The following is a 22,226-nucleotide window of genomic DNA, read 5'->3' as shown; positions in this document are numbered from 1 at the left end:
TTCTTGATCTCCCGGAACGCGGGAGTGCCGATGTCGCAGACGCTTCGCCAGAGATTGCAGGCTTGCCTCGCCAGCGGCTCGAAAGCCGACAAGGCGCTGGCGAGCTATATGCTGGCGCAGATGCCGAGCCTGCCCTTCGAGACGGCGGCGAGCCTGGCCGAGAAGGTCTCGCTCAGCGAGCCGACGGTCGGGCGCTTCTGCCGGACGCTCGGCTACAGGAGCCTGAAGGACCTCAAGGCCAGCCTCGCCGAGGAGATCGGCGACAGGCCCTGGCTGATCAGCGACCGCCTGCGCGATTTCCAGCAGCGCAGCCTTGCCGGCGACGATCAACTGGCGCGCAGCCTCCAGCTCGAGATCGCCGGTCTCGTGCGCATCTATGAGCTCGCCCAGAGCGAGGAGTGGAAACGAGTGGCCCGCCGTCTGGCGACGGCGCCTTCCGTTCATGTCACGGGATTCCAGACCGAGCGCGGCCTCGCGCAATACCTCGCCAACCAGCTCCAGTATCTGCGCGACGGCGTGCATCTGGCCGATCTCGCGGCAGGCAATTTCTCGGAATTGCTGCTGTCCGGGGAGGAGGGGCGCTGCCTCGTGATCTTCGAGGCGCGGCGCTATTCGCGCATGGCCAAGGTGCTGGCCGGGCAGGCCAAGGCGGCGGGCATCAGGACCACGCTGATCACCGATTCCTTCTGCGACTGGGGGCAGGGGCTCGTCGACGAGATGCTGGTCGTCTCGACCGAGTTCAACCTGTTCTGGGACTCGACCGCGCAGATGGCGAGCCTCAGCAACCTGCTGATCAACGCGGTCTTCGTCGAGCTCGGCCCGCAGGTCGAGGCGCGCCTGAACCGGATGGCCGCGCTCTACGGCCATTTCACCGGCCATGCGGGGGACAGTTCCGGCCCACTCGGCTGACGGACGCAATCACAGCTCTTTGCAGCATCTCGAAACAAAAAGGGGAAGCGGGATGAAGACGATGATCAAGGGGAGCCTGCTGGCGCTGGGCCTGTCGGCGTTCGCCGCCACGACGGCGCTGGCGCAGGAAGCCACGTTCGTGATGACCGCGCGCCTCGTCGGCGCGCCGACCTACAACCCGATCAAGGCGACGAAGCTCAATACGGCGACGACGCTGATCTTCGACCGGCTGGTGGTGCAGGATGCTGACCAGAGCTTCCACGGCCAGCTCGCGACCTCCTGGGAAACGAGCCCGGACGGCATGCTCTGGACCTTCAAGCTGAAGCCCGGCGTCAAGTTCCACAATGGCGAGCCGTTCAACGCCAAGACGATCGAATGGTGGGTGCCGCAGTTCAAGGGCACCGAGAATGCCTTCACCGTCGAGGCTGTCGACAAGGTCGAGGTGGTCGACGACCTGACCGTGCGCTTCCACATGAAGCACCCCGACCCGAACCTGCTGTTCAACCTCGCCAGCTCCTTCATGTGCGTGCCGGAGCCGAAATCCTACGAGGCGCTGGGCGACAAGTTCGGCGTGACCGAGGCGATCGGCACCGGCCCCTACAAGATGCAGCAGTTCACCGTCGGCCAGCAGACCGTGCTCGTCCGCAATGACGACTACAAATGGGCCTCCGACCTCTCGAAGAACCAGGGGCCGGCCAAGTTCAAGAAATTGACCTTCCGCGAGATCGGCGAGGAATCGACCGCCTATCTCGAACTCAAGACCGGCGGAGCGGATCTGCTCGTCAATGTCCCGACCGACTTCCTGCCGCGCATCCAGGCCGACAAGGCGGTGAAGCTCGTGACCATCCCCGGCAACGAGCTGGTCTACATGCCGATCAATACCAGCGTCGAGCCGTTCACCGACATCAAGGTGCGCGAGGCGACCGCCTTTGCCGTGAACCAGAAGGAAATCCTGACCAGCCTCTATGGCGGCAATGGCGCTGTCGCCGACACCTTCCTGATCTCCTCGCTGAAGGAGGCGCAGGTCGATCCGAAGTACAAGATCTCCTACGATCCGGAGCGCTCGAAGAAGGTGTTCGAAGCAGCCGGCTGGAAGCCTGGCCCCGACGGCATCCGCGTCAAGGACGGCAAGCGCCTCGAGGTGAAGCTCTGGGCCCAGAACGGCACCGAGTTCAAGCGCCTCGCCGAGATCGTGCAGGCGCAGCTCAAGGCTGTCGGCATGCAGGCCGAGATCAGCATCATCGATGCCGGCTCGATCAATGCGCAGTACCGCAAGAAGACCGAGCACCAGCTCGCGGTGCGTGCCTATCAGTGGACCAATGCCGATATCGTCGACTGGTTCTTCGCCGCCAAGCGCGCGGGCTACCCCAATGTCTCGATGTTCAACGATCCCGAGGCGGAGAAGCTCAACGACATCGCCATGAACAAGTCCAAGACCTGGGACGAGCGCGTCGAGAACTTCACCAAGTACCACGAGTACGTGCTGTCGCAGTATCCGTTCGCGCCGATCTACCAGCCGGTGCAGAGCGTGGCCTATGGCAAGCGCATCACCGTGCCCGAGACGATCCGCGGCACCGGCTTCTACGGGCCGACCATGCTCGACATCGCGCCGGCGAACTGAGCCGGGACGACGTATCACGCAGGAGATCGATCCTTGCTGCGCTTCGCGATCCGGCGCCTCGCCATGCTGGTGCCGGTCTTCCTCGCCGTCTCGCTGGTGATCTTCATGATCATCCATCTCGTGCCGGGCGACCCGCTGGAGCATCTGATCCAGGTCGGCTCCTCGCCCGAGCAGCGGGCGCAGATGATCGCGCGCTACGGGCTGGACCAGCCGCTGCTGGTCCAGTACGGGCGCTGGCTCGCCAAGGTCGTGACTGGCGACTTTGGCGACGCCATCGTGATGCGACAGCCGGTTTCGCAGCTCATCGCCGAGAACATGCCGCACAGCCTCGCGCTCGGCGGCACGGCGCTGCTCTTCTCGACGGTGGTCGGGATCGTCACCGGCGTGCTCGCGGCCTCCTTCCGCGACAGCCTGTTCGACCGGGCGGTGATGGGCTTCATCCTGCTGGGGTCGACGCTGCCGAGCTTCTGGCTGGCGCTCCTGATGATCCTGATGTTCGCCGTGCAGTTCGAATGGTTCCCGGTCTCAGGCGCGCGGACATGGGACGCGCTGGTGCTGCCGGCGCTGACCATCGGCATCGGCGGCACGGCGTTGATCGCCCGCGTCACCCGCGCCGCCATGGTCGAGATCTCGCAACGGGATTTCGTGCGGGTGCTGCAGGCCAAGGGCGTGCCGTTCTGGCGCATCCAGCTCCGGCACGTGCTGCAGCAGGCGATGCTGCCGGTGATGACCATCCTCGGCCTGCGCATCGGCTGGATTCTCGGTGGCGCGGTCACGGTCGAATATGTCTTCGCCCGGCCGGGGCTCGGTTCCCTGCTGATCACGGGCCTGGGCCAGCGCGACTATCCGCTGGTGCAGGGCTGCCTCTTGATGCTCGCGATCGCGGTGATGCTCGGTACGCTGATCGGCGACCTCGCCCAGGCGGCGCTCGATCCGCGCCTGCGCGAAGCGATGGGTGCACGATGAGCCGCAAATCCCTTGCTGGCCGCATCCTCCGCTCGCCACGCGGCGCCATCTGCGCGCTGTTCCTGCTCGCGCTCGTGCTCTGCGCGATCTTCGCGCCCTGGATCGCACCTTACGACTACGCCGCGCAGAAGCTCTCCATGGCCAACACGCCGCCGTCAGTCGCCCATTGGCTCGGCACCGACGAATTCGGGCGCGACCTGCTCTCACGCATCATCCAGGGGGCGCGGACCTCGCTCAGCGTCAGCGTGCTCTCGATCGCCTTGTCGGTGCTGATGGGCGCGACGCTGGGCGCCGCCGCAGGTTATTTCGGCGGCATCTTCGACAGGATCGTCACCGTCTTCGTCGACCTGACCTGGTCCTTCCCGGACATCCTGCTGGCGCTGATCCTGATCGCGATCCTCGGACCCGGGCTGCATTCGACCGCGATCGCCATTGCGATCGCCTATCTCGCGCAGTTCACCCGTTTGACGCGGGCGCAGGTGATGGCGCTGAAGGGCGAGCTCTTCGTCGATGCGGCGGTGACGGCGGGCGCCAGGCCGGGGCGCGTGCTCTTCCTGCATCTCCTGCCCAATGCGATGACGCCGGTGATCGTCGCCGGCATGCTGGCGACGGGCGATGCGATCGTGCTCGAAGCGACGCTCGGCTTCTTCGGGCTCGGCGCTCAGCCGCCCGTCCCGAGCTGGGGGGCGATGATGAGCTCCGGCACCGCGCAGATCTTCATCGCGCCCTGGATCATCATCTTCCCCGGTCTCGTCATCGCCACCACCGTCATCGCCATCAACCTGTTCGGCGATGCGCTGATCGAGGCGCTCGATATCCGCCGTCCGCTGCGGGACGGCTGACGACCACCATCGGACACAGAGAGAAAACCGCGAGGAACGCCATGAGCTTCACCGTCCTGACCGCCGAGTTCTCGCATGAGAGCAACACCTTCAGCCGCTGCCCGGCCGATTACGCCGCCTTCACCGATCGCGGCATCCAGCTTGGCGATGACGCGATCGCCGCGCGGGCCGAGGCCAACACGCCGATCGCCGGCTTTCTCGATATCGGCCGCCCGGCGGGGTGGAAGGTCATCCATGCGATCAGCGCCGCCGCCCAGCCTTCCGGGCCGGTGACGCGCGATGCTTTCGACCGTATCGCCGGCGTGATCGTCGAGACCGCGAAGGCGCATGCGGGCCAAATCGACGGCGTGCTGCTCGGCCTCCACGGCGCCATGGTCACGGAGTTCTGCGAGGACGGCGAGGGCGAGTTGCTGGAGCGGGTCCGCGCCGTGCTCGGGCCTGACGTTCCGATCGGCATCACGCTCGACCCCCATGCCAACGTCACCCGCAAGATGACCGATCTCGCCAATATCGTCGTCTCCTACAAGACCTACCCGCATGTCGATGTGCGCGAGACCGGCAAGCTTGCGGCCGGCATCATGCAGCGGACCATGAAGGGCGAGATCAGGCCGGTGACGCTGCGGGCCGAGCGGCCGATGCTGGAGGAGGTCAATGGCGGGCGTACCGATATCGGCCCGATGGTCGAGCGCATCGCCAAGGCCAAGGCCTATGAGAAGGAGGCGAACGTCTTCGCCGTCAGCGTCAATGGCGGCTTCGGCAATGCCGATATCCACGAGGTCGGCCCGACCGTGCTCGTCACCTGCGACGGCGAGCGCGAGAAGCATCAGGCCTTCGCCGAGGCGATGGTCGAGGACATGTGGCAGCGCCGCTTCGAGAAGGTCACGGAATTCCTCTCGGTCGAGGACGCGGTGGCTGAAGCCAGGTCCTATGTCGCGGCGAAGGGGCCGCTGATCATCGCCGACTACGCCGACAATCCCGGCGGTGGCGGCTATGGCGATGCGACGGGCCTGCTCAAGGGCATGATCGCAGCCGATCTAAAGGACGCCTGTTTCGGCCCGATGGTTGATCCGGAGGTCGCCGCCGAATTGCGCAAGGGCAAGCCGGGCTCGACGGTCTCGGTCAAGCTCGGCGGCAAGGTCGATCCCGAGATCGGCGGCGGGCCGCTTGAGCTGACCGGCACGCTCGTCAGCGTCAGCGATGGCGATTGGGTCGGCGACGGCCCGATGATGGGCGGGTTGCAGGCGAGCTGGGGGCCCTGTGCTGTGCTGCGCGTCGGCGATGTCGAGATCCTCGTCACGACCATCCGCGCCCAGATGAACGACCTGCAGCAGTTCCGCGCCTTCGGCATCGACCCGGCCGCGAAGCGTGTTGTCGGGCTGAAGTCGATGCAGCATTTCCGCGCGGCCTTCGAGCCGGTCGCTGGCAAGGTCATCGTTTGCGACAGCGGGGCGCTCTGCACCCCGGATCTCAGCAAGCTGCCCTATCGCCGGGTGCGCCGGCCGCTCTACCCGCTCGACAAGGTGGCGTGAGGCCGCGAGCAGTCTTGAAATCGACAAGGCCGGCGCGGCGACGCATCGGCCCTGTTCGCATTGGCGCGGGAGTGCGGTACCCTATCTAAATTTTGAGATTCGATTGCCCTGCGAGAGGCCCGATGTCCATCCGCTTCGATGAGATTGGCAAGCGCCTCAAGGCCTATCGGCTGGGGCGTGGGCTTCCGGCGGAGGATGTCGCGGAGAGCCTGGGAATTTCGCGGGCGGCCGTCTACCGGATCGAGAGCGGCGGCGTCGTCAAGATCGAGACGCTGGAACGGCTGGCTGCCGTGCTGGAGACGACGGTCGCGTCGCTGCTCGGGGCCGGCGTCGAGTATTATTCGAGCCCGGTCAGCTATTTCGAGCGCATGCGGCAGATCGAGGAGCAGTCCGACCAGGTCGTGGCGCATTTCCCGCCGCTCTCCTATCTGCTGACCTCGGCGGCTTATTCGGACTTCCTCCGGGCGACCCTGATCGAGGCCCTGCCGGCCCATCTCGCCGACCGCGACGGGGCTGTGGCCGAGATCGACGCGATCATCGCAATCCTCGACGAGCGCAAGGCGACCCGGAAGCGCCGGCGGCTCAGCGTCGTCAACTTCGTCAATGTGCTGGAGATCGAGCGCTGGCTGAAGCTCGGCATCGTCGGCCGTTTCAGCCTGCCGCCGGAGGAGCAGGCGCGCCGGCGCCGTGCCGCCCGCCACGAGGTCGAGCACCTGATCGCGCTGATCGAGGCCGAGCCGATGGGTGTGCAGATCGGCCTGATCGAGGAAACGCTGCCCAATATCACCTTCCAGCTCTTCCGCAGCGAGGAACGGACGCTGCTCGGCCTGAGCCCGTATCGGCTGGGCGGGGAACTGCCGAATGTCCGCTCCGGCATCGCCATGCTGACCGCCGACGAGCAGCCGGTGCGTCTCTACGAGCAGTTGAGCGAAGATCTCTGGAGCCGCGCCCGCAAGGGCGGCGAGGCCGGCGCCGCGCTGCGGGCGGTGGTCGAGCGGTCGGGTATCGCGCTGGGCTGATTTTCCGATTTGCACCGAAACACGCGGGTCATCCCGGGTCTCCGCTTCGCTGCGTCCGGGATGACTCGCGTGGAAAAGAACCGGAGGTTTCCGGTAGACGCCGCATATTCCTCCTGTCGCAAAATTGAGATTTGATCTTGTAATTGAGATTAAGCTGTGCGACAGATTCGCATGGCGCCGGGCGCGGCTATGGTCCGGCGGCTTTCAGAATTCTCGTGGCGGGGCCGGAGCCCAGGACCACCAAGCGGCGCGCAAAGCGCCCCGAGAATGAGGGCCCGAGGCCCGAACTCATTGAGCATGATCTGCGCAGGGGCGGACGCGCGCGCGTCCGCCGGCTCACTGTTTTCCGGTGCCCGGCGACGGTTCGAGACAACAAAAGGGGACGTCATCATGAGCGATATCCAGGCATCGAGCGCGGGCTCGATCGAGGGCTCCGGCCCGACCGAGGTCGACGGCAAGGCGCGCAAGGCCTTGTGGGGTGCGGCGATCGGCTATGCGATGGACGGGTTCGACCTCTTGATCCTGGGCTTCATGCTGCGGGCGATCTCGGCCGACCTCCAGCTCAGCCAGGCCCAGGCCGCCTCGCTGGTCACCGCGACGCTGGTCGGCGCCGTGCTCGGCGGCATCGGCTTCGGCATGCTCTCGGACCGCATCGGCCGCGTCCGCGTGCTGACCTGGACCATCGTCCTCTTCGCCGTCTTCACCGGCATGTGCGCCTTGGCGCAGGGCTACTGGGACCTGCTGATCTACCGCACCATCGCCGGCCTCGGGCTCGGTGGCGAGTTCGGCATCGGCATGGCGCTCGTCGCCGAGGCCTGGCCGGCCTCGAAGCGGGCGCGTGCCTCCTCCTATGTCGGCCTCGGCTGGCAGGTCGGCGTGCTCGCCGCGGCAATAGCCACCCCGATCCTGCTGCCCACGATCGGCTGGCGCGGCATGTTCGCCATCGGCATCCTGCCGGCGGTCGCGGCCTATTTCATCCGCCACTCCCTGCACGAGCCCGAGGTCTTCGTCGCCCGCTCCAAGGACCGGCCGAAGGAATCGGCGCTGCGCCTCTTGGTCAAGGATCGCGAGACCGCCAAGCTCAGCCTCGGCATGGTCATCCTCTGCTCGGTCCAGAACTTCGGCTATTACGGCGTGATGATCTGGCTGCCGAACTACCTCGCCACGCGGTTCGGCTTCGCGCTGACCCAATCGGCGGTGTGGACGGCGGTGACCATCGGCGGCATGGCGCTCGGCATCTTCGCCTTCGGCCATATCGCCGACCGCATCGGCCGGCGCCCGGCCTTCTTCGGCTACATGATCGGCGCCGCCGTGATGGTCGTGGTCTATTCGCGCCTGACCGATCCGATGCAATTGCTGGTCGCCGGCGCGGTGATGGGCTTCTTCGTCAACGGCATGCTCGGCGGCTATGGCGCGCTGATCAGCGAGCTCTTCCCGACGGCGGCGCGCGCCACCGCCCAGAACGTGCTGTTCAACATCGGCCGCGGCGTCGGCGGCTTCGGCCCGGTCGTAGTCGGCGCGATCGCGGCGGCTTATGGCTTCCAGACCGCCATCGCGCTGCTCGCCGCCCTCTACATCCTCGATCTCCTCGCCATGTGGCTCCTCATCCCGGAGAAGCGCGGCGCGGAACTGACGTGAGGCAGGCATGAGCCAGCAGCCCATCATCGCGGCCGGCGGGTGTTCCGCCGGCTGGAAGCCGAGCATCGTCGCCGAGCTGGCACGGGTCGTGCGCCACGTGGCGGTCAATGCCGAATACCGCCATCTCGTGCTCGATTGCAGCGAGAAGGCGGCTGCGGCGCAGCCCGGCCAGTTCTTCCAGTTGCTCTGCCCGCATCCGGTCGGCGAGCAGCCCTTCCTGCGCCGGCCGATGAGCCTCTATGGCGCCGATCCGGAGAAGCGCCAGGTCGAGTTCCTCTACAAGGTCACCGGGGCGGGCACGCGCGGCCTCGATACGCTCGAGCCGGGCGACAGCCTCGACATCATGGGCCCGCTCGGCACCGGCTTCACGCTGGACGAGAGCATGAGCCATATCATCGCCGTCGGGCGCGGGGCGGGGCTTGCGACGCTCGCACCGCTCGCCGCCGCGGCGAAGGCGAAGGGGATCAAGGTCACCGCCATCCTCAGCGCAAGGCGGCCGGAATTGCTGGTCTCGGTCGATCTGTTCCGGAGCAAAGGCGCGGAGGTCATCGCGGTCACCGATTCCGAGCAGACGAGCGGCCCGGCCAATGTCGAGCGAATCCTGCGCCGCGAGATCGCCGAGGGGCGCTGCGACGCCTTCTTCACCTGCGGATCGAGCCGCCTGATGCGCGTGCAGCAGCGTCTCGCCCGCGAATTCGGCCTGTCCGGACAGGTTGCGATGGAGCAGCAAATGGCCTGCGGTATCGGCCTTTGCTATTGCTGCGTGCGCGACTTCAACGTCGATGGCGAGATCGTCAACCGCCGCGTCTGCTGGGACGGGCCGGTCTTCGACCTGATGGAGGCGCTGCCATGAACGCCGCCGCCGTGAGGCCTGCGATCGATCTCTCGGTGAAGGTCGGCGGGCTCACCCTGCGCAATCCCGTCATGCCGGCCTCGGGCACCTTCGCCGAGGGGCTGGAGAAGGTGATGGACTTCAACCGGCTCGGCGCCTTCGTCACCAAGACGATCACCCGCGAACTGCGCGCCGGCAATCCGCTGCCGCGCGTGGTCGAGCGGCCCGGCAGCCTGATCAACGCGATCGGCATCCCCTCCAAGGGCGTGCCCTATTTCATCGAGAAGACGATGCCGCATTACGCGGCCTATGACACGCCGCTCGTCGTCTCGATCTCGGCGCCGACGGCGGAAGGTTTCGCCAGCCTCGCAGCCGAACTCTCGATCCCCGGCATCGCCGCGATCGAGGCCAATATTTCCTGTCCGAATATCGAGGAGGACGGCAAGGCCTTCGCGATGCGGGCGGAGTCGACGGAAAAGGTGACGCGCGAACTGCGCCGGGCGACCAAGCTGCCGCTCTGGGTCAAGCTCACGCCCAATACCGGCGACGTGCCGGAGGTGGCGCGCGCGGCGGAAGCTGCGGGGGCGGATGCCGTGGTCGTCGCCAACACCATCCTGTCGATGGCGATCGACCTCAAGACCTTCAAGCCCTGCCTCGGCAACATCATGGGCGGGCTGTCCGGGCCCGCGATCAAGCCGATCGTGCTGCGCCAGGTCTTCCAATGCGCCAAGGCAGTATCGATCCCGGTGATCGGCTGCGGTGGCATCTCGACCGCCGAGGACGCGATCGAATACATGCTCGCCGGCGCCACCGCCGTGCAGGTGGGCACCGCGACCTTCCTGCAGCCGGCAGCGATGACGACGATCATCGACGGGCTGGAGACATTCTGCCTGCATCGCGAAATCCCGCGCGCCGCCGACCTGATACGCGGTGTCGTGATCGAGGAGGCGGACGAGCCCGAGCTCTCCTGGCTGGACCCGGTGTCATGAGCGTCGCCGCGATCGAACGCCCGAACGGCTTTGCGGGGAATGCCGAGGACCGGGCGCTGGCCGAGGCATTGTTCGATGCGCTGAAACAGGCGACCGGGGACGGCATCGGCATCACCCGCGAGGCTTATGGCCCCAAGGAGAGCGAGGCGCTCGACATCGTCGAGGCGCGGGCGCGCGAATTGGGCCTCGCGACCGAGCGCGATGCCGGGGCCAATCTCGTGATGACGCTGGAAGGCAGCGAGCCGGACTTGCCCTTCCTCGCCTGCGGCTCGCATCTCGACTCCGTGCCGCAGGGCGGGAATTTCGACGGCGCGGCCGGCGTCATCGCCGGGCTCGCCGTCATCGCGGGCTTCCGGGCCGAGGGTTTCGTGCCGCGTCGGACGATCAAGGTCTACGGCCTGCGCGGCGAGGAAAGTTCGCGCTTCGGCCGGGCCTATATGGGTTCGAGCGCGCTGTTCGGGAAACTCTCGGCCGCCGATCTCGCGGTGAAGGATGCGAGGGCCGGGCGCACGCTGGCGCAATGCATGGCCGATGTCGGCGTCGACATGGGCCGCGTGAGCAAGGGTGAGCCATTGCTCGATCCCACCGCGGTCTTCGCCTGGATCGAACTGCATATCGAGCAGGGGCCGGTGCTGGTCGCGCGGGATTTGCCTGTCGGCATCGTCACCGGCATCAGGGGCAATATCAGGCATCGCACGGTGGAATGCGTCGGCGAGGCCGGCCATTCCGGCGCGGTGCCGCGCTGGCTCAGGCGCGATGCCGTCTTCGCCACGGCCGAGCTCATCACCCATCTCGACCGACATTGGCGCACGTTGCTGGAGCGTGGTCGCGACGTCGTCGTGACCTCCGGCGTGTTCGGCACCGATCCGCAGGAGCATGCCATCGCGCGCATTCCCGGCCGGGTGAACTTCTCCTTCGAGGTGCGCAGCCAGAGCCGCGAGACGCTGGAGGCCTTCTACGACCTCTTCCTTTCGGAATGCGGGATGATCGGCGAGGAGCGCGGCGTGGACTTCAAGCTCGACCGCCGGCTGGAGGCCGAGCCCGCCGTGATGGATGCCGGCTGGATCGCCAGGCTGAAGACCGCGGCGCGCGATCTCGGCCTGCCGGACGAGGAGATTCCGAGCGGGGCAGGGCACGACTCGGCGGTTTTCGCCAATGCCGGCATTCCCAGCGCCATGCTCTTCGTGCGAAACGAGCACGGCTCGCACAACCCGCACGAGGCGATGGAGATCGACGATCTCCTGGCCGGCATCGCGGTGATGCGGGCAGCGATCCGGGAGGCGGTGCGATGACGGTCACTCAGGCGATCCGCCCCGAGCGGGAGATCAGCCACGCGGTCGCGCGGCTGCTGCTGCGCGCCGGCGCCGTCCATGTCAGCCGGCAGCAGCCCTTCGTGCTGGCGGCCGGCTGGGCGAGCCCGGTTTATGTCGATGTCCGCCTGTTGCTCGGCGAACCGGACCTGCGCCGCGCGGTCACCGAACTGGCGGCTAGGCATCTCCGCGCAGGCTTTCCGGATGGCGGCTTCGATGCGGTCGTCGGTGCGGAGACGGCCGGCATTCCCTTCGCCGCCTGGCTTGCCGATGCGCTGGACCTGAAGCTGCGCTATGTCCGCAAGCGCCCGCTCGGCGTCGGCCGCAATGCCCAGGTCGAGGGCGGGCCGGTCGATGGCTTGCGCGTCCTCCTGATGGACGATCTGACCACCGATGGCGCGAGCAAGCTCAATTTCGTGCGCGGCCTGCGCGCGGCGGGGGCCGATGTCGGCGACGTGCTGACGATCTTCTATCATGACGCCTTCCCCGGAGCCGGCGAGCGCCTGACCGAGGCGGGACTGAGCCTGCATGCGCTGGCGACCTGGGCCGATGTGCTCGCCGCCGACGACGAGAATCGGCTGGCGCGCGAGGATCGCGCCGAGATCGAGCGCTTCCTCGCCGATCCCGTTGCCTGGTCGATGCGCCATGGTGGCCGTGCCAGCCTGACGCCGCGCCTCTGAGAGGAGGGCGGCAGGCCGCCGGCCCATGCGGTGAGTGCAATGCCGTGACGCCGGCTTATGAAATTGTGCGCGGGCCGGCGATCATCTAGAGCCTTCAACCGCGTCACGAGGCAGGAATCGGCCTGCCGGAGACGCCGCGGGACTAAGCCCAGATGACCGTCAGCGCGCCGATCGCCTCCCTGCCGCAACGCGCCATGATGCCGGTGCTGATCGCGCTGAGCTTCACGCATCTGCTCAACGACATGATCCAGTCGCTGATCCCGGCGATCTATCCGATCATCAAGGAATCCTACCGGCTCGATTTCGGCCAGATCGGCCTGATCACGCTGACCTTCCAAGTCTCGGCCTCGCTGCTGCAGCCGGCGGTCGGGCTCTACACCGACAAGCACCCGATGCCCTATTCGATGGTGGTCGGCATGGGCTTCACGCTCGCCGGCCTGATCGGGCTCGCCTATGCCGGCAGCTACGGCTTCCTGCTGCTCTCGGCGGCCTGCGTCGGCATCGGCTCCTCGATCTTCCATCCCGAGGCGACGCGGATGGCGCGTAACGCCTCCGGCGGCCAGCACGGGCTGGCGCAGGGCATCTTCCAGGTCGGCGGGCAGACCGGCGGGGCGCTCGGGCCGCTGCTGGCGGCCTTCGTCATCGTGCCGCGCGGGCAGGGCAGCCTCGCCTGGTTCTCGGTCGCCGCGCTGGTCGCGATGATGCTGATGGTCTGGACTGCCGCGAGCTATGCGCGGCTCGACAAGGCGAGGCCCCCGAAGGCCGCAGCGGCTGCGGCACCGGTCCGTCCGGGCAAGCGCTCCGTCGCCTTCGCGATCACCATCCTGATCATCCTGCTGTTCTCGAAGAACGCCTATTCGGCGAGCTTCACTTCGTTCTACACCTTCTACCTGATCGGCAAGTTCGGCATCTCCGTGCAGAATTCGCAGGTGATGCTGTTCCTGTTCCTCGGCTCCTCGGCGGTGGGCGCATTGGCCGGCGGCATGCTGGGCGACCGGATCGGCCGCAACAAGATCATCTGGTTCTCGATCCTGGGCGCGCTGCCGTTCACGCTGATCCTGCCCTATGCCGACCTGTTCTGGACCGGCGTGCTGACGATCCTGATCAACCTGATCATGTCGAGCGCCTTCGCCGCGATCCTGATCTATGCGCTGGAATTGCTGCCCGGCCGCGTCGGACTGGTCGGCGGCTTCTTCTACGGGCTGTCCTTCGGGCTCGGCGGGCTCGCGGCGGCGCTACTCGGCGAGTTCGCCGACATTCTCGGCATCGAGATGGTCTACAAGATCTGCTCGTTCATTCCGCTGATGGGCCTGCTCGCCTGGTTCCTGCCGCGGCTGAGCGAGGGCACGCGGGGCGCCAGGGTCGGGCATTAGGCGGCTTGCGTCGTCACGCTCGGGTTGGACCCGAGCATGACGCTAAGGGCAATGCCCCTCAGAGCGCGAGCTTGCCGGCTTTGGCGGCGGCATAGCGCTCGTTGACCTTCTTCCAGTCGACCACGTTCCACCAGCCCTTGAGATAGTCGGCGCGGCGGTTCTGGTACTTCAGGTAATAGGCGTGCTCCCAGACGTCGTTGCCGAGCAGGACCATCTGCTTGTCCATGATCGGGCTGTCCTGGTTCGGCTTGCCGAGCAGGGCGAGCTTCCCGGCCTTGTCGACGGTGACGAAGACCCAGCCGGAGCCGAAGACGCGCAGACCCGCCGCCTCGAAATCCGTCTTGAACTTGTCGAAGCCGCCGAGGTCGCGGGTGATCGCGGCGGCGACGTCGCCGGTGGGAGCGCCGCCGGCACCCGGCCCCATCACCTCCCAGAACATGCTGTGATTGGCATGGCCGCCACCATTGTTGCGGACGAGGGTGCGGATGCTCTCCGGGAGCTGGCCGAGATCGGCGATCAGCTCTGCGACCGAAGCCTTGGCGAGGGCGCCATTGTCCTTGGCGGCGTTGTTCAGCGCGGCGACATAGGCGGCATGGTGCCGGTTGTAGTGGATGTCCATCGTCGCCGCGTCGATATGTGGCTCGAGCGCATTGGCCTCATAGGCGCGCTTCGGCAGCGAGAACGGGCCGGTTGGGGCTGCCGGCGCTGCCGCCTGCGCCCAGACCCTCGGCGCGGCGACGACGGCGAATGCGGCGGCTCCGAGGCCGATGAGGCCACGGCGGGAGACGGCGGAAACTGCGGTCATGGGAATCCTCCGGAAAGCGTTTTGGCGTGTTGGCTTCCTGCTCAACGCGCGTTTCCCGTTGCGGGTCCGCCGTCGATCTCTGCAGCTATAGCATGGCCGTGCCCGGCAGTTGACCCAAGGGCAATATCACAATCCCGGCGCGTATATCGAAAGTGGTAAACCGTCCGATCGCGCTCTTAACCGGCGATTTACCGCGTTTCTCTACGGTTCTGGTAAGAAATCCTCCCGGGTTGAAGGGGCGCCCCGCCATGCATGCACTGGCTCGCAAGCTCGACCTGCCCGTTGACGAGGCAGGGCAGGACTTTGCCGGCGAGCCGACAGGGGTCGGTGCGGAGCGCGCGGTGCGCGAAATTGCCGCCCGTTTCGGCAAGCTCAGTGCCGAGATCACCGATATCGCCGGGCGCGTCGGCGACGTGACGCAACAGTTCGACCAGCAGACGGCGGGGCTGCGTCGGGTGGTCGGCGCGGTCGAGCAAGTGTCGCAGGCGAACAATGCGATCCGGCAGGCGGCCGAGGGTGCGCAGGCTGCCGCGTCCGGTGTCCGCAACGGCCTCGAGCGCGTGACCAAGTCGGTGCGGCTCGGTCTCAATGCAGCGCAGGCCGACATCGAGACGCTGTCGCAGGAAGCCCAGTCGATGTCGCAGGTGCTGGCGCAGGCCGTCGGCGACGCGCACAAGGCGCGGGCGTCGAGCGACGCGATCCAGTCGATCACCCGCGAGATCCAGCTCCTGTCGATCAATGCCGGCGTCGAGGCGGCGCGCAGCGGCGAGGCCGGCAAGGGCTTCGCTGTGATCGCCGCCGCCGTGAAGGCGCTTGCCGAGCAGACCCGCGCGGCGACGGCGGCGAGCGCCGCGCAACTCGACCTGCTGGTCAAGGCGGTCGATGCCGTCGCCCGGCGCAGCCAGGAGAACGCGCAGACGGCGCAGCGCGCGCAGGCGGGCAGCCAGACTATCTCGCTGCAGATCGGCGAGTTCGACAGCTTCGGCCGCTCCGTCGTCGAACTGATCGGCGAGATCGAGGCCGTATCACGCCCGACCCGGGAGAATGCCGAGGCCTGCGCCAAGGCCGGACAGGACCTCGCCGGCCTCGTGGCCGGGGTCGATGCGTCCACCGACAATCTCGAGCAGGCGGGGCAGCGCACCGAGGCGCTGGTCGCGATCAGCGAGGGCATCCTCGGCTCGATCGCGGCCTCGGGCGTGCGGACGGCGCAGTCGGAACTGATCGCGACCGTCATGGAGACGGCCAGCCGGATCAGCGGGTTGTTCGAGGGGGCGCTGGCGCGCGGAGAGATCGGGCTCGCCGAGCTGTTCGACGAGACCTACCGGCCAATTCCGGGCTCGGATCCGGTCCAGCACATGACCCGTTTCGTCGCCTTGACCGACCGACTGCTGCCGCCGCTGCAGGAGGAGCTTCTGACCTCGAACGGGCGGATCGTGTTCTGCGCGGCGGTGGACCGCAACGGTTTCCTGCCGACGCATAACCGCAAATATGCGCAGGCCCAGGGCTCCGATCCGGTCTGGAACAACGCCAATTGCCGGAACCGGCGGATCTTCGACGACCGGACCGGCCTCGCCGCCGCCCGCAACCGCAAGCCCTTCCTGCTGCAGAGCTACCGACGCGACATGGGCGGGGGGCAGTTCCTGGTGATGGAGGACCTGTCGGCGCCGATCATGGTCAAGGGCCGGCACTGGGGTGCCTTCCGCTTCGGCCTCAAGGTTTAAAGCTTCGTCCGTGTCTGCCCTGTCGAGTTGAGTGAGCGAGTTCCCGAGTCAGCGCCATGCATATCGCGCCATCCTTCCCCAACCTGTCGGTTCTGCTCATCGATCCGAGCCCGCATTACCGCCGCATCGTGCGCACGATGCTGTATCAGGCGCAGCTCAACCGCATCTTCGAGGCGGCCGACCTCTCGTCGGCGGCTTCGACCTTCATCCAGAAGCAGCCGAACATCGTCATCCTCGACTGGGACATGCCCGAGGGCAACAGCATCAAGTGCCTGGCGGCGATCCGCTCGTTCAAGACCTCGCCCTTCGCCAAGGCGCCGGTGCTGGTGATGATGGAGCGGCCGGACAGGCGCTCGGTCGTCCAGGCCGCAAAGCTCGGCGCGCATGAGATCATCACCAAGCCGATCTCGCCCAACAATCTCTGGCTTCACCTGTCGGGTGTCATCAACGTGCCGCGAAAGTACCGGGAGGCGACGGGCAAGATCACGCTGGTGCCGCGCGCGATCAGCAACAACATGTTCTGACGCTCGTGGCTGCGCACCGCAATTGCCACGAAAGCGCCAAGAATATTGATAGGCGCGTCCCTATTTAGCGAAGTTTTTACCAGTTTGCCGCGATGCTCCAGGCGCAATCCTGGGTCGCCCTCCATGCTCATCACCGTCTCGCTTCCCCCTTTCCTCGGCCGCTCCGAGGCTGCGACGTTCCGCAACCAGCTTCTGGTGGCACTGGAACAGCGGGAAAGCATCGCCGTCGAATGCGCCGAGGCGGGAGCCTTGCCCAGCCTCTGGATCCAGCTTCTTCATTCCGCAGCCACCAGCGCCGCCGCGCGGGGGCTTTCGGTCACGCTCAAGGCGGCTTCCGAGGAATGCCGCGAATCCTTGCGGGCGATCGGCTTCGATGCCGCTCACAGCGCTCTCGTTCTGGAGTGACAGGCATGAAAATCCTGGCGATCGACGATACCAAGACTTTGCTCAGTCTGCTTAGCCTGACGCTGCGCAATGCCGGCCATGAGGTGGCCGAGGCCGAGAACGGCGAGGACGGCCTCAACAAGTTCGAGCAGTTCAAGCCCGATCTCGTGATCACTGACCTGAACATGCCGATCATGGACGGCATCGAGTTCACCCGTGCCTGCCGCTCGCGCCCGGCCGGGCAGAACACGCCGATCATCGTGCTGACCACGGAGAACGGCGCCGAGATCAAGGCGGAAGGCCGCCGCGCCGGCGCCAGCGCCTGGATGGTCAAACCTTTCGAACCCAACACGCTGCTCGGCCTCGTCGCGCGCTACCAGAACTGAAGGTCGGCCGATGGATCCGTTGGCAGAACTCAAGCAGACCTTCTTCCAGGAATGCGAAGAACTCCTCGGCGCGCTGGAGCAGAAGCTCCAGGCCCTCGACGAGGGCTCCGTCGATCCCGAGGACGTCAATGCCGCCTTCCGCGCCATTCACTCGATCAAGGGTGGGGCCGGCGCCTTCGGCTGCACGGAGCTGGTCGGTTTCGCGCATGTCTTCGAGGCCTCGCTCGACCATCTGAGGTCCGGCCGCGTCGCCGTCGAGGATGCGCCGTTCACCCTGTTCCTGCGCTGCGCCGATGCCGTTGCCGATCTCGTCTCGGCCGCCCGCAACGATGAGCCCGCGACCGAGCGGCCGGATCTGCTGGCCGCGCTCGAGCAGGTCGGCAAGGAGCCGCAGGCGCCCATCGCCGCGCCGCCACCTCCCGCTTCTGATCCGGTAGCTCCTGCCGCCGACAACGACGCACCCATCGGCATCGCCGCGCTCGGGAACCTGCTCGCGATGGTCGAGGCGAAGACGGCGGCGCCGGCCGCTGCCGCCGACGATGGCTGGGACGACGAGCCCGCTGCAGCGTCTGCCCCTGTCGCGGGCAAGCCAGGCCGCGACGTGCAGTTGCGCATCGCGCCGGAAACGGACCTGTTCCGCCGGGTGATCGAGCCGCGTGTCGTGCTCGGCTCGCTGCCGGCCGCCGACATCGTTTCGATCCGTTGCGACCTGAGCCAGGTGCCGCCGCTGGAAAGCCTCGATGTCAGCGATTGCTGGCTGCGCTTCGACGTGGTCTTGCGCACCGAATTGTCGGTCGAGGACCTGCATGGCCGCTTCGACTTCAGCCTGGCGAACGAGGAATTCGAGATCGCCTTCGCCGAGGAGGCCGTGACTGAGGCACTTCCGGCGAGCGGGCCGGAGGCGGCTGAGCCCGAAGTCTCCAGCGCGGTTGCCGCCGACCTCTCGGCGATCCTGGCCATGCTCGGCCCGGCACCGGAAGCGGCGAACGAGCCCGATATCAAGCCCGAGCCGGCCCCGGTTGCCGTCGCTGCTCCGGTCGTCGCCGCCGAGCCGGCGGTCGCCCGCGCCGCGCCGCGTGCTCCGGCTGCCCCCGATGCCTCCGCACGCCAGCGCCAGGCGGTCAGCGTGCGCGTCGATCTCGACCGCATCGACAAGCTGATGAACCTCGTCGGCGAGATCGTCATTACCCAGTCGATGCTGGTCGAATGCGTGCGCTCGCTGCCCTACGACGTCCACGCCAAGACCGCCGAGGGCATGCTGACCCTGTCGCGCCAGACACGGGAGCTGCAGGACCATGTCATGGCCGTGCGGGCGCAGCCGGTGAAGGCCGTGTTCCAGCGCATGCCACGGCTGGTGCGCGAGCTCGCCCAGACGCTGGGCAAGGAAGTGCGTCTCGTGCTCGAAGGCGAGAACACCGAGGTCGACAAGACGATCATCGAAGAGCTCGCCGATCCGCTGACCCATATGATCCGCAATTCGATGGATCACGGATTGGAGACGCCTGACGAGCGCATCGCGGCCGGCAAGCCGCGCGAGGGCACGATCAGGCTCATCGCCGAGCATCGCGCCGGCCGCATCGTCATCTCCGTCACCGATGACGGGCGTGGCATCGGCCGCGACCGACTGCTCGCCAAGGCACGCTCGCGCGGCCTCGTCGGTGCCGACGAGCGGCTGCAGCCGGAGGAGATCGACCAGCTCATCTTCGCCGCCGGCCTGTCGACGGCCGAAGTCATCAGCGACGTGTCGGGGCGCGGCGTCGGCATGGACGTGGTGCGCCGCAACGTCGAATCGCTCGGCGGGCGTATCAGCGTCGATTCCGAGCCGGGCCGGGGCTGCAAGTTCACGCTCGCCCTGCCGCTGACGCTCGCTGTGCTCGAAGGCATGGTGATCCGCTGCGGCGACGACCGCTATGTCATCCCGATCGCCTCGGTGATCGAGACGCAGCATCTCGCCTCGACGCCGATCGAGCGTCTGCCCTTCGGCCAGGAGGTGCTGCGCTGGCGCGGCGAGGTCACGCCGCTCTACCGGCTCGGCGACGTGATGGGTTCGATGGGCACCACCAACGAGAACATCGTCATCATCGCCGAGACCGAGCGCGGCAACAATGTCGGCATCGCCGTCGACGAGATCGTCGGCCAGCAGCAGGTCGTCGTGAAGAGCCTCGAGGCCAATTACGGCGCGGTCAACGGTGCCTCGGCGGCGACGATCCTCGGCGACGGCCTCGTCGCCCTGATCCTGGATATCGACTCGATGCTGCGGCTGGCCGCTTCCGCCAGCCGCTCCCCCCAATCTGACCTCAAGATGGCTGGATGACCATGAGCCTCCAACTCGGCGAAAAGCACTTCTCGTCGGCGCAGCCGGAATCGGCGGCGCGCCGCATCGTGACCTTCAAGGTCGGCGATCGCACCTTCGGCATCGATGTCGGCATGGTTCGCGAGATCAAGGGCTGGCAGGCGACGACGCCGCTGCCGCATGCGGCCCCGCATGTGCGCGGCGTGCTCAACCTGCGCGGCGTCATCCTCGCGGTCTACGATCTGCGCACCGCGATCGGGCTTGGTGCCACCGACGCCACCGCGACCCATGTCATCGTGGTCGTCGATGTCGAGGACAAGACCGCCGGCCTGCTGGTCGACTCGGTCTCGGACATCGTCGATGTGCCGGTCAGCGCGGTGCGCCCGGCTCCGGAGCTGGAACGTGACGAGCACGGCCTGATCGAAGGCCTCGTCCTGCTCGACACCGACATCGTCGCGCTGCTCGACCTTGCGGCGGTGATCCGCGACGGCGGCGCCGAGGCCCAGATCAAGACCAGCCGGGCCGCCTGACCTTTTCGAGACCAGCCCGAGCGTAGCGTTCAAAAGCGGGCGAGAACAAGAAACGATCGACCCCTATGGGCAGCGCGCTCGGCCCCTTCTCACGTCTCTCGGTCAGCCAACCGCTGCTCGCCGCCGGTTCGGCGGCGCTCGCCGGCAGCGTGGCGTCCTATGCGGCACTGGCCGGCGCTCCCGCGCTGGGTGCCGCCGCTGTTGCGGGCGTCGCATTGCTCGGCGGCTTTGCCGCCTGGGGCGCGGCCCGTCCGCTCGCGCGCAGCGCGGCGGCTGCGGCGCGCCTGGCCGAAGGCGGCGAGGTCACGCTTCCCGACACATCCGGATCGGGTGAGGGCGCGGAACTGTCGCGCGCGCTCGCAGCCATTCGCGAGCAGGGCCAGGAAGCCGAAAGGCTGCGCGTCGCGCTCGATCAGGGTCGCGCCAGCGTCATGCTCTGCGATCCCGATGGCCGGGTGGTCTATGTCAGCAAGGCGCTGCTGCGCTTCTTCGGCGAGGCGCAGGAGGATTTTCGCGCCGCCTTTCCGGGTTGCTCGGCCAAGGACATGCTGGGCCGCGTCATGGAGCGCGTGCAGGGCGAGCACCAGCCGGTCGGCGGCCAGCCAGTGCGCCTGACGCTCGGCCGTCGCACGATCTGCCTGACCTTGACGGCCATGGTGCGCAGCGATGGCCGCAGCCTCGGCACCGCCGTGGAATGGCGCGAGATGACCGGGGATCTCAAGCTCGCGGCCGAGATCGTGGAACTGGTCGAGGCGGCCGAGGCCGGCGACTTTTCCCGCCGCCTGTCGTCGGACGGGCAGCCGCTGCCGCTCGGCCATGCGGTCAAAGGCCTGAATCGGATCAACGCCGCGCTCGAAGGCACGCTCGACGAGATGGCCCATGCTGTCGCCGGGGTGGCTCAAGGCGATTTCAACCGGCACGTTCCGGTGACCAGCCAGGGCAGTCTCGGTTTCCTTCAGGACAGCCTCAACGACGCCTTCGGACATGTCGGCGCGACGCTTGCGACCCTTCGCGACAGCGCGGGCCGGGTTTCGCATGTCGCAGCCGAGGTCGATGCCGTGACGACGGAGCTTGCAGCGGGAGCCGGGCGGGCGGTTGCAGAGCTCGGTGAAGCCTCTGCGGCAGCCGAACAGGTCGCGGCCTCCGTCGGGCGCAGCAGCATCCGCACCCGCGAGGCCGGCGAGCTCGCCGGCGAGACGATGAGCGTCGCGCAGCAGGGGCAGGGCGTCGTCACCCGCGCTGTCGCGGCGATCGAGCGGATCGAAAGCTCGTCACTGAAGATTTCCGAGATTGTCGGGGTGATCGACGAGATCGCCTTCCAGACCAATCTGCTGGCGTTGAACGCCGCCGTCGAGGCGGCGCGCGCCGGCGATGCCGGCAGGGGTTTCGCGGTGGTCGCCTCCGAGGTGCGGTCGCTGGCGCAGCGCTCGGCGGGGGCCGCCAAGGACATCAAGGGGCTGATCGCCTCGTCGAACGGGCAGGTCGCGGAGGGCGTCGGCTTCGTCCGCGAGACCGGCACGGCGCTGGAACGCATCGTCACTGCCGCGGGCAAGGTCGCGACAACGGTTTCAGAGATTTCCACGGCAGCGGCCGAACAGGCGCAGGGCGCCGGCGAGATGGGCCGGAGTGTGGCGAAGATGGACAAGGGTGTCAGGCAGAACGCCGCCCTGGCCGAGCGCAGCGCCGCGGCGGCTGTCGAGCTCGCCGACCGGGCAGCGGCGCTGCATGCCACGATCGAAGCATTCAGCGGCGGCCATGCCGCGGTCGGCGGCGCGCTGCCGCCGCGCCGCGCCCCGGCCGCTGCGCAGCCGCCGCGGACGATGCCGCAGCCACAGCATCGCCGCGCCGCCGCCGGCGGCCGCACGGGGATTTGAG

At 67.5% G+C, this 22,226-nt stretch carries 20 protein-coding genes; 19 read left to right on the top strand and 1 reads right to left on the bottom strand.

The genetic code is table 11. The annotated features are described in order from the left end of the window. Positions 1 to 30: 30 nt before the first annotated feature. The 12 genes from FHT98_RS04425 to FHT98_RS04370 all read left to right on the top strand — a co-directional run bounded on the left by FHT98_RS04425 (position 31) and on the right by FHT98_RS04370 (position 13,708). The gene (locus FHT98_RS04425; protein WP_142112686.1) at positions 31 to 909 is read left to right on the top strand and encodes a MurR/RpiR family transcriptional regulator; all 879 of its coding nucleotides are present in this window, start codon (positions 31 to 33) and stop codon (positions 907 to 909) included. Positions 910 to 961: 52 nt separating this feature from the next. Further along, on the top strand, positions 962 to 2,530 hold the full coding sequence (locus FHT98_RS04420) for an ABC transporter substrate-binding protein (RefSeq protein ID WP_142112684.1): 1,569 nt from the start codon (positions 962 to 964) through the stop codon (positions 2,528 to 2,530). Positions 2,531 to 2,563: 33 nt separating this feature from the next. After that, positions 2,564 to 3,496 carry an ABC transporter permease gene (locus tag FHT98_RS04415; protein WP_061969193.1) on the top strand — a complete coding sequence of 311 codons (933 nt, stop codon included), beginning with the start codon at positions 2,564 to 2,566 and terminating at the stop codon, positions 3,494 to 3,496. After that, a complete protein-coding gene (locus FHT98_RS04410) occupies positions 3,493 to 4,338 on the top strand; it encodes an ABC transporter permease (RefSeq protein ID WP_061969191.1) in 846 nt (281 codons plus the stop codon). Before FHT98_RS04415 ends, FHT98_RS04410 begins: the two co-directional genes overlap by 4 nt. A 41-nt stretch (positions 4,339 to 4,379) precedes the next feature. Next, positions 4,380 to 5,867: a M81 family metallopeptidase gene (locus FHT98_RS04405; protein ID WP_142112682.1), complete on the top strand. Its 1,488-nt coding sequence runs from the start codon at positions 4,380 to 4,382 to the stop codon at positions 5,865 to 5,867. Between the two features lie 122 nt (positions 5,868 to 5,989). Beyond that, complete coding sequence (locus tag FHT98_RS04400; RefSeq protein WP_061969187.1) at positions 5,990 to 6,886, top strand: helix-turn-helix domain-containing protein; 897 nt, start codon at positions 5,990 to 5,992, stop codon at positions 6,884 to 6,886. A gap of 390 nt (positions 6,887 to 7,276) precedes the next feature. Then, positions 7,277 to 8,524 (top strand): MFS transporter, encoded by a 1,248-nt coding sequence (locus FHT98_RS04395; RefSeq protein ID WP_091856397.1) that lies wholly within the window; start codon positions 7,277 to 7,279, stop codon positions 8,522 to 8,524. A gap of 7 nt (positions 8,525 to 8,531) precedes the next feature. Beyond that, positions 8,532 to 9,377 (top strand): dihydroorotate dehydrogenase electron transfer subunit, encoded by an 846-nt coding sequence (locus FHT98_RS04390; RefSeq protein ID WP_142112680.1) that lies wholly within the window; start codon positions 8,532 to 8,534, stop codon positions 9,375 to 9,377. Further along, the gene (locus FHT98_RS04385; RefSeq protein ID WP_142112678.1) at positions 9,374 to 10,345 is read left to right on the top strand and encodes a dihydroorotate dehydrogenase; all 972 of its coding nucleotides are present in this window, start codon (positions 9,374 to 9,376) and stop codon (positions 10,343 to 10,345) included. Before FHT98_RS04390 ends, FHT98_RS04385 begins: the two co-directional genes overlap by 4 nt. Beyond that, positions 10,342 to 11,637, top strand: coding sequence for a Zn-dependent hydrolase (locus tag FHT98_RS04380; protein WP_142112676.1), 1,296 nt, complete (start codon positions 10,342 to 10,344; stop codon positions 11,635 to 11,637). Before FHT98_RS04385 ends, FHT98_RS04380 begins: the two co-directional genes overlap by 4 nt. Further along, positions 11,634 to 12,335, top strand: a complete 702-nt coding sequence (locus FHT98_RS04375; protein ID WP_091856401.1) for an orotate phosphoribosyltransferase — start codon at positions 11,634 to 11,636, stop codon at positions 12,333 to 12,335. Before FHT98_RS04380 ends, FHT98_RS04375 begins: the two co-directional genes overlap by 4 nt. A gap of 152 nt (positions 12,336 to 12,487) precedes the next feature. Beyond that, positions 12,488 to 13,708, top strand: coding sequence for an MFS transporter (locus tag FHT98_RS04370; protein ID WP_142112674.1), 1,221 nt, complete (start codon positions 12,488 to 12,490; stop codon positions 13,706 to 13,708). A gap of 58 nt (positions 13,709 to 13,766) precedes the next feature. Here FHT98_RS04370 and FHT98_RS04365 read toward each other — a convergent pair whose 3' ends face one another. Next, a complete protein-coding gene (locus FHT98_RS04365; RefSeq protein ID WP_142112672.1) occupies positions 13,767 to 14,513 on the bottom strand; it encodes a superoxide dismutase in 747 nt (248 codons plus the stop codon). 248 nt (positions 14,514 to 14,761) lie between these two features. Between FHT98_RS04365 and FHT98_RS04360 the strand changes: the two genes are divergently transcribed. The 7 genes from FHT98_RS04360 (at position 14,762) to FHT98_RS04330 (ending at position 22,225) form a co-directional block, all read left to right on the top strand. Continuing rightward, on the top strand, positions 14,762 to 16,234 hold the full coding sequence (locus FHT98_RS04360) for a methyl-accepting chemotaxis protein (RefSeq protein ID WP_142112670.1): 1,473 nt from the start codon (positions 14,762 to 14,764) through the stop codon (positions 16,232 to 16,234). Positions 16,235 to 16,290: 56 nt separating this feature from the next. Then, positions 16,291 to 16,758, top strand: a complete 468-nt coding sequence (locus tag FHT98_RS04355) for a response regulator (protein WP_061966736.1) — start codon at positions 16,291 to 16,293, stop codon at positions 16,756 to 16,758. Between the two features lie 123 nt (positions 16,759 to 16,881). After that, entirely contained in the window at positions 16,882 to 17,163 is a 282-nt protein-coding gene (locus tag FHT98_RS04350; RefSeq protein ID WP_061966737.1) for an STAS domain-containing protein, read from the top strand. Between the two features lie 5 nt (positions 17,164 to 17,168). Further along, a complete protein-coding gene (locus FHT98_RS04345) occupies positions 17,169 to 17,528 on the top strand; it encodes a response regulator (protein WP_091856406.1) in 360 nt (119 codons plus the stop codon). Between the two features lie 10 nt (positions 17,529 to 17,538). Then, on the top strand, positions 17,539 to 19,842 hold the full coding sequence (locus tag FHT98_RS04340) for a chemotaxis protein CheA (RefSeq protein WP_142112668.1): 2,304 nt from the start codon (positions 17,539 to 17,541) through the stop codon (positions 19,840 to 19,842). After that, positions 19,839 to 20,351 carry a chemotaxis protein CheW gene (locus FHT98_RS04335; protein WP_082617344.1) on the top strand — a complete coding sequence of 171 codons (513 nt, stop codon included), beginning with the start codon at positions 19,839 to 19,841 and terminating at the stop codon, positions 20,349 to 20,351. Before FHT98_RS04340 ends, FHT98_RS04335 begins: the two co-directional genes overlap by 4 nt. 65 nt (positions 20,352 to 20,416) lie before the next feature. Next, positions 20,417 to 22,225: a methyl-accepting chemotaxis protein gene (locus FHT98_RS04330; RefSeq protein ID WP_142112665.1), complete on the top strand. Its 1,809-nt coding sequence runs from the start codon at positions 20,417 to 20,419 to the stop codon at positions 22,223 to 22,225. Position 22,226: the final 1 nt, after the last annotated feature.

The organism is Allobosea sp. AK1, assembly GCF_006714945.1.
Taxonomy (GTDB): Bacteria; Pseudomonadota; Alphaproteobacteria; order Rhizobiales; family Beijerinckiaceae; genus Allobosea; species Allobosea robiniae.
The sequence above is the reverse complement of the archived record's forward strand: the minus strand, read 5'-3'. Positions and strand labels throughout refer to the sequence as shown.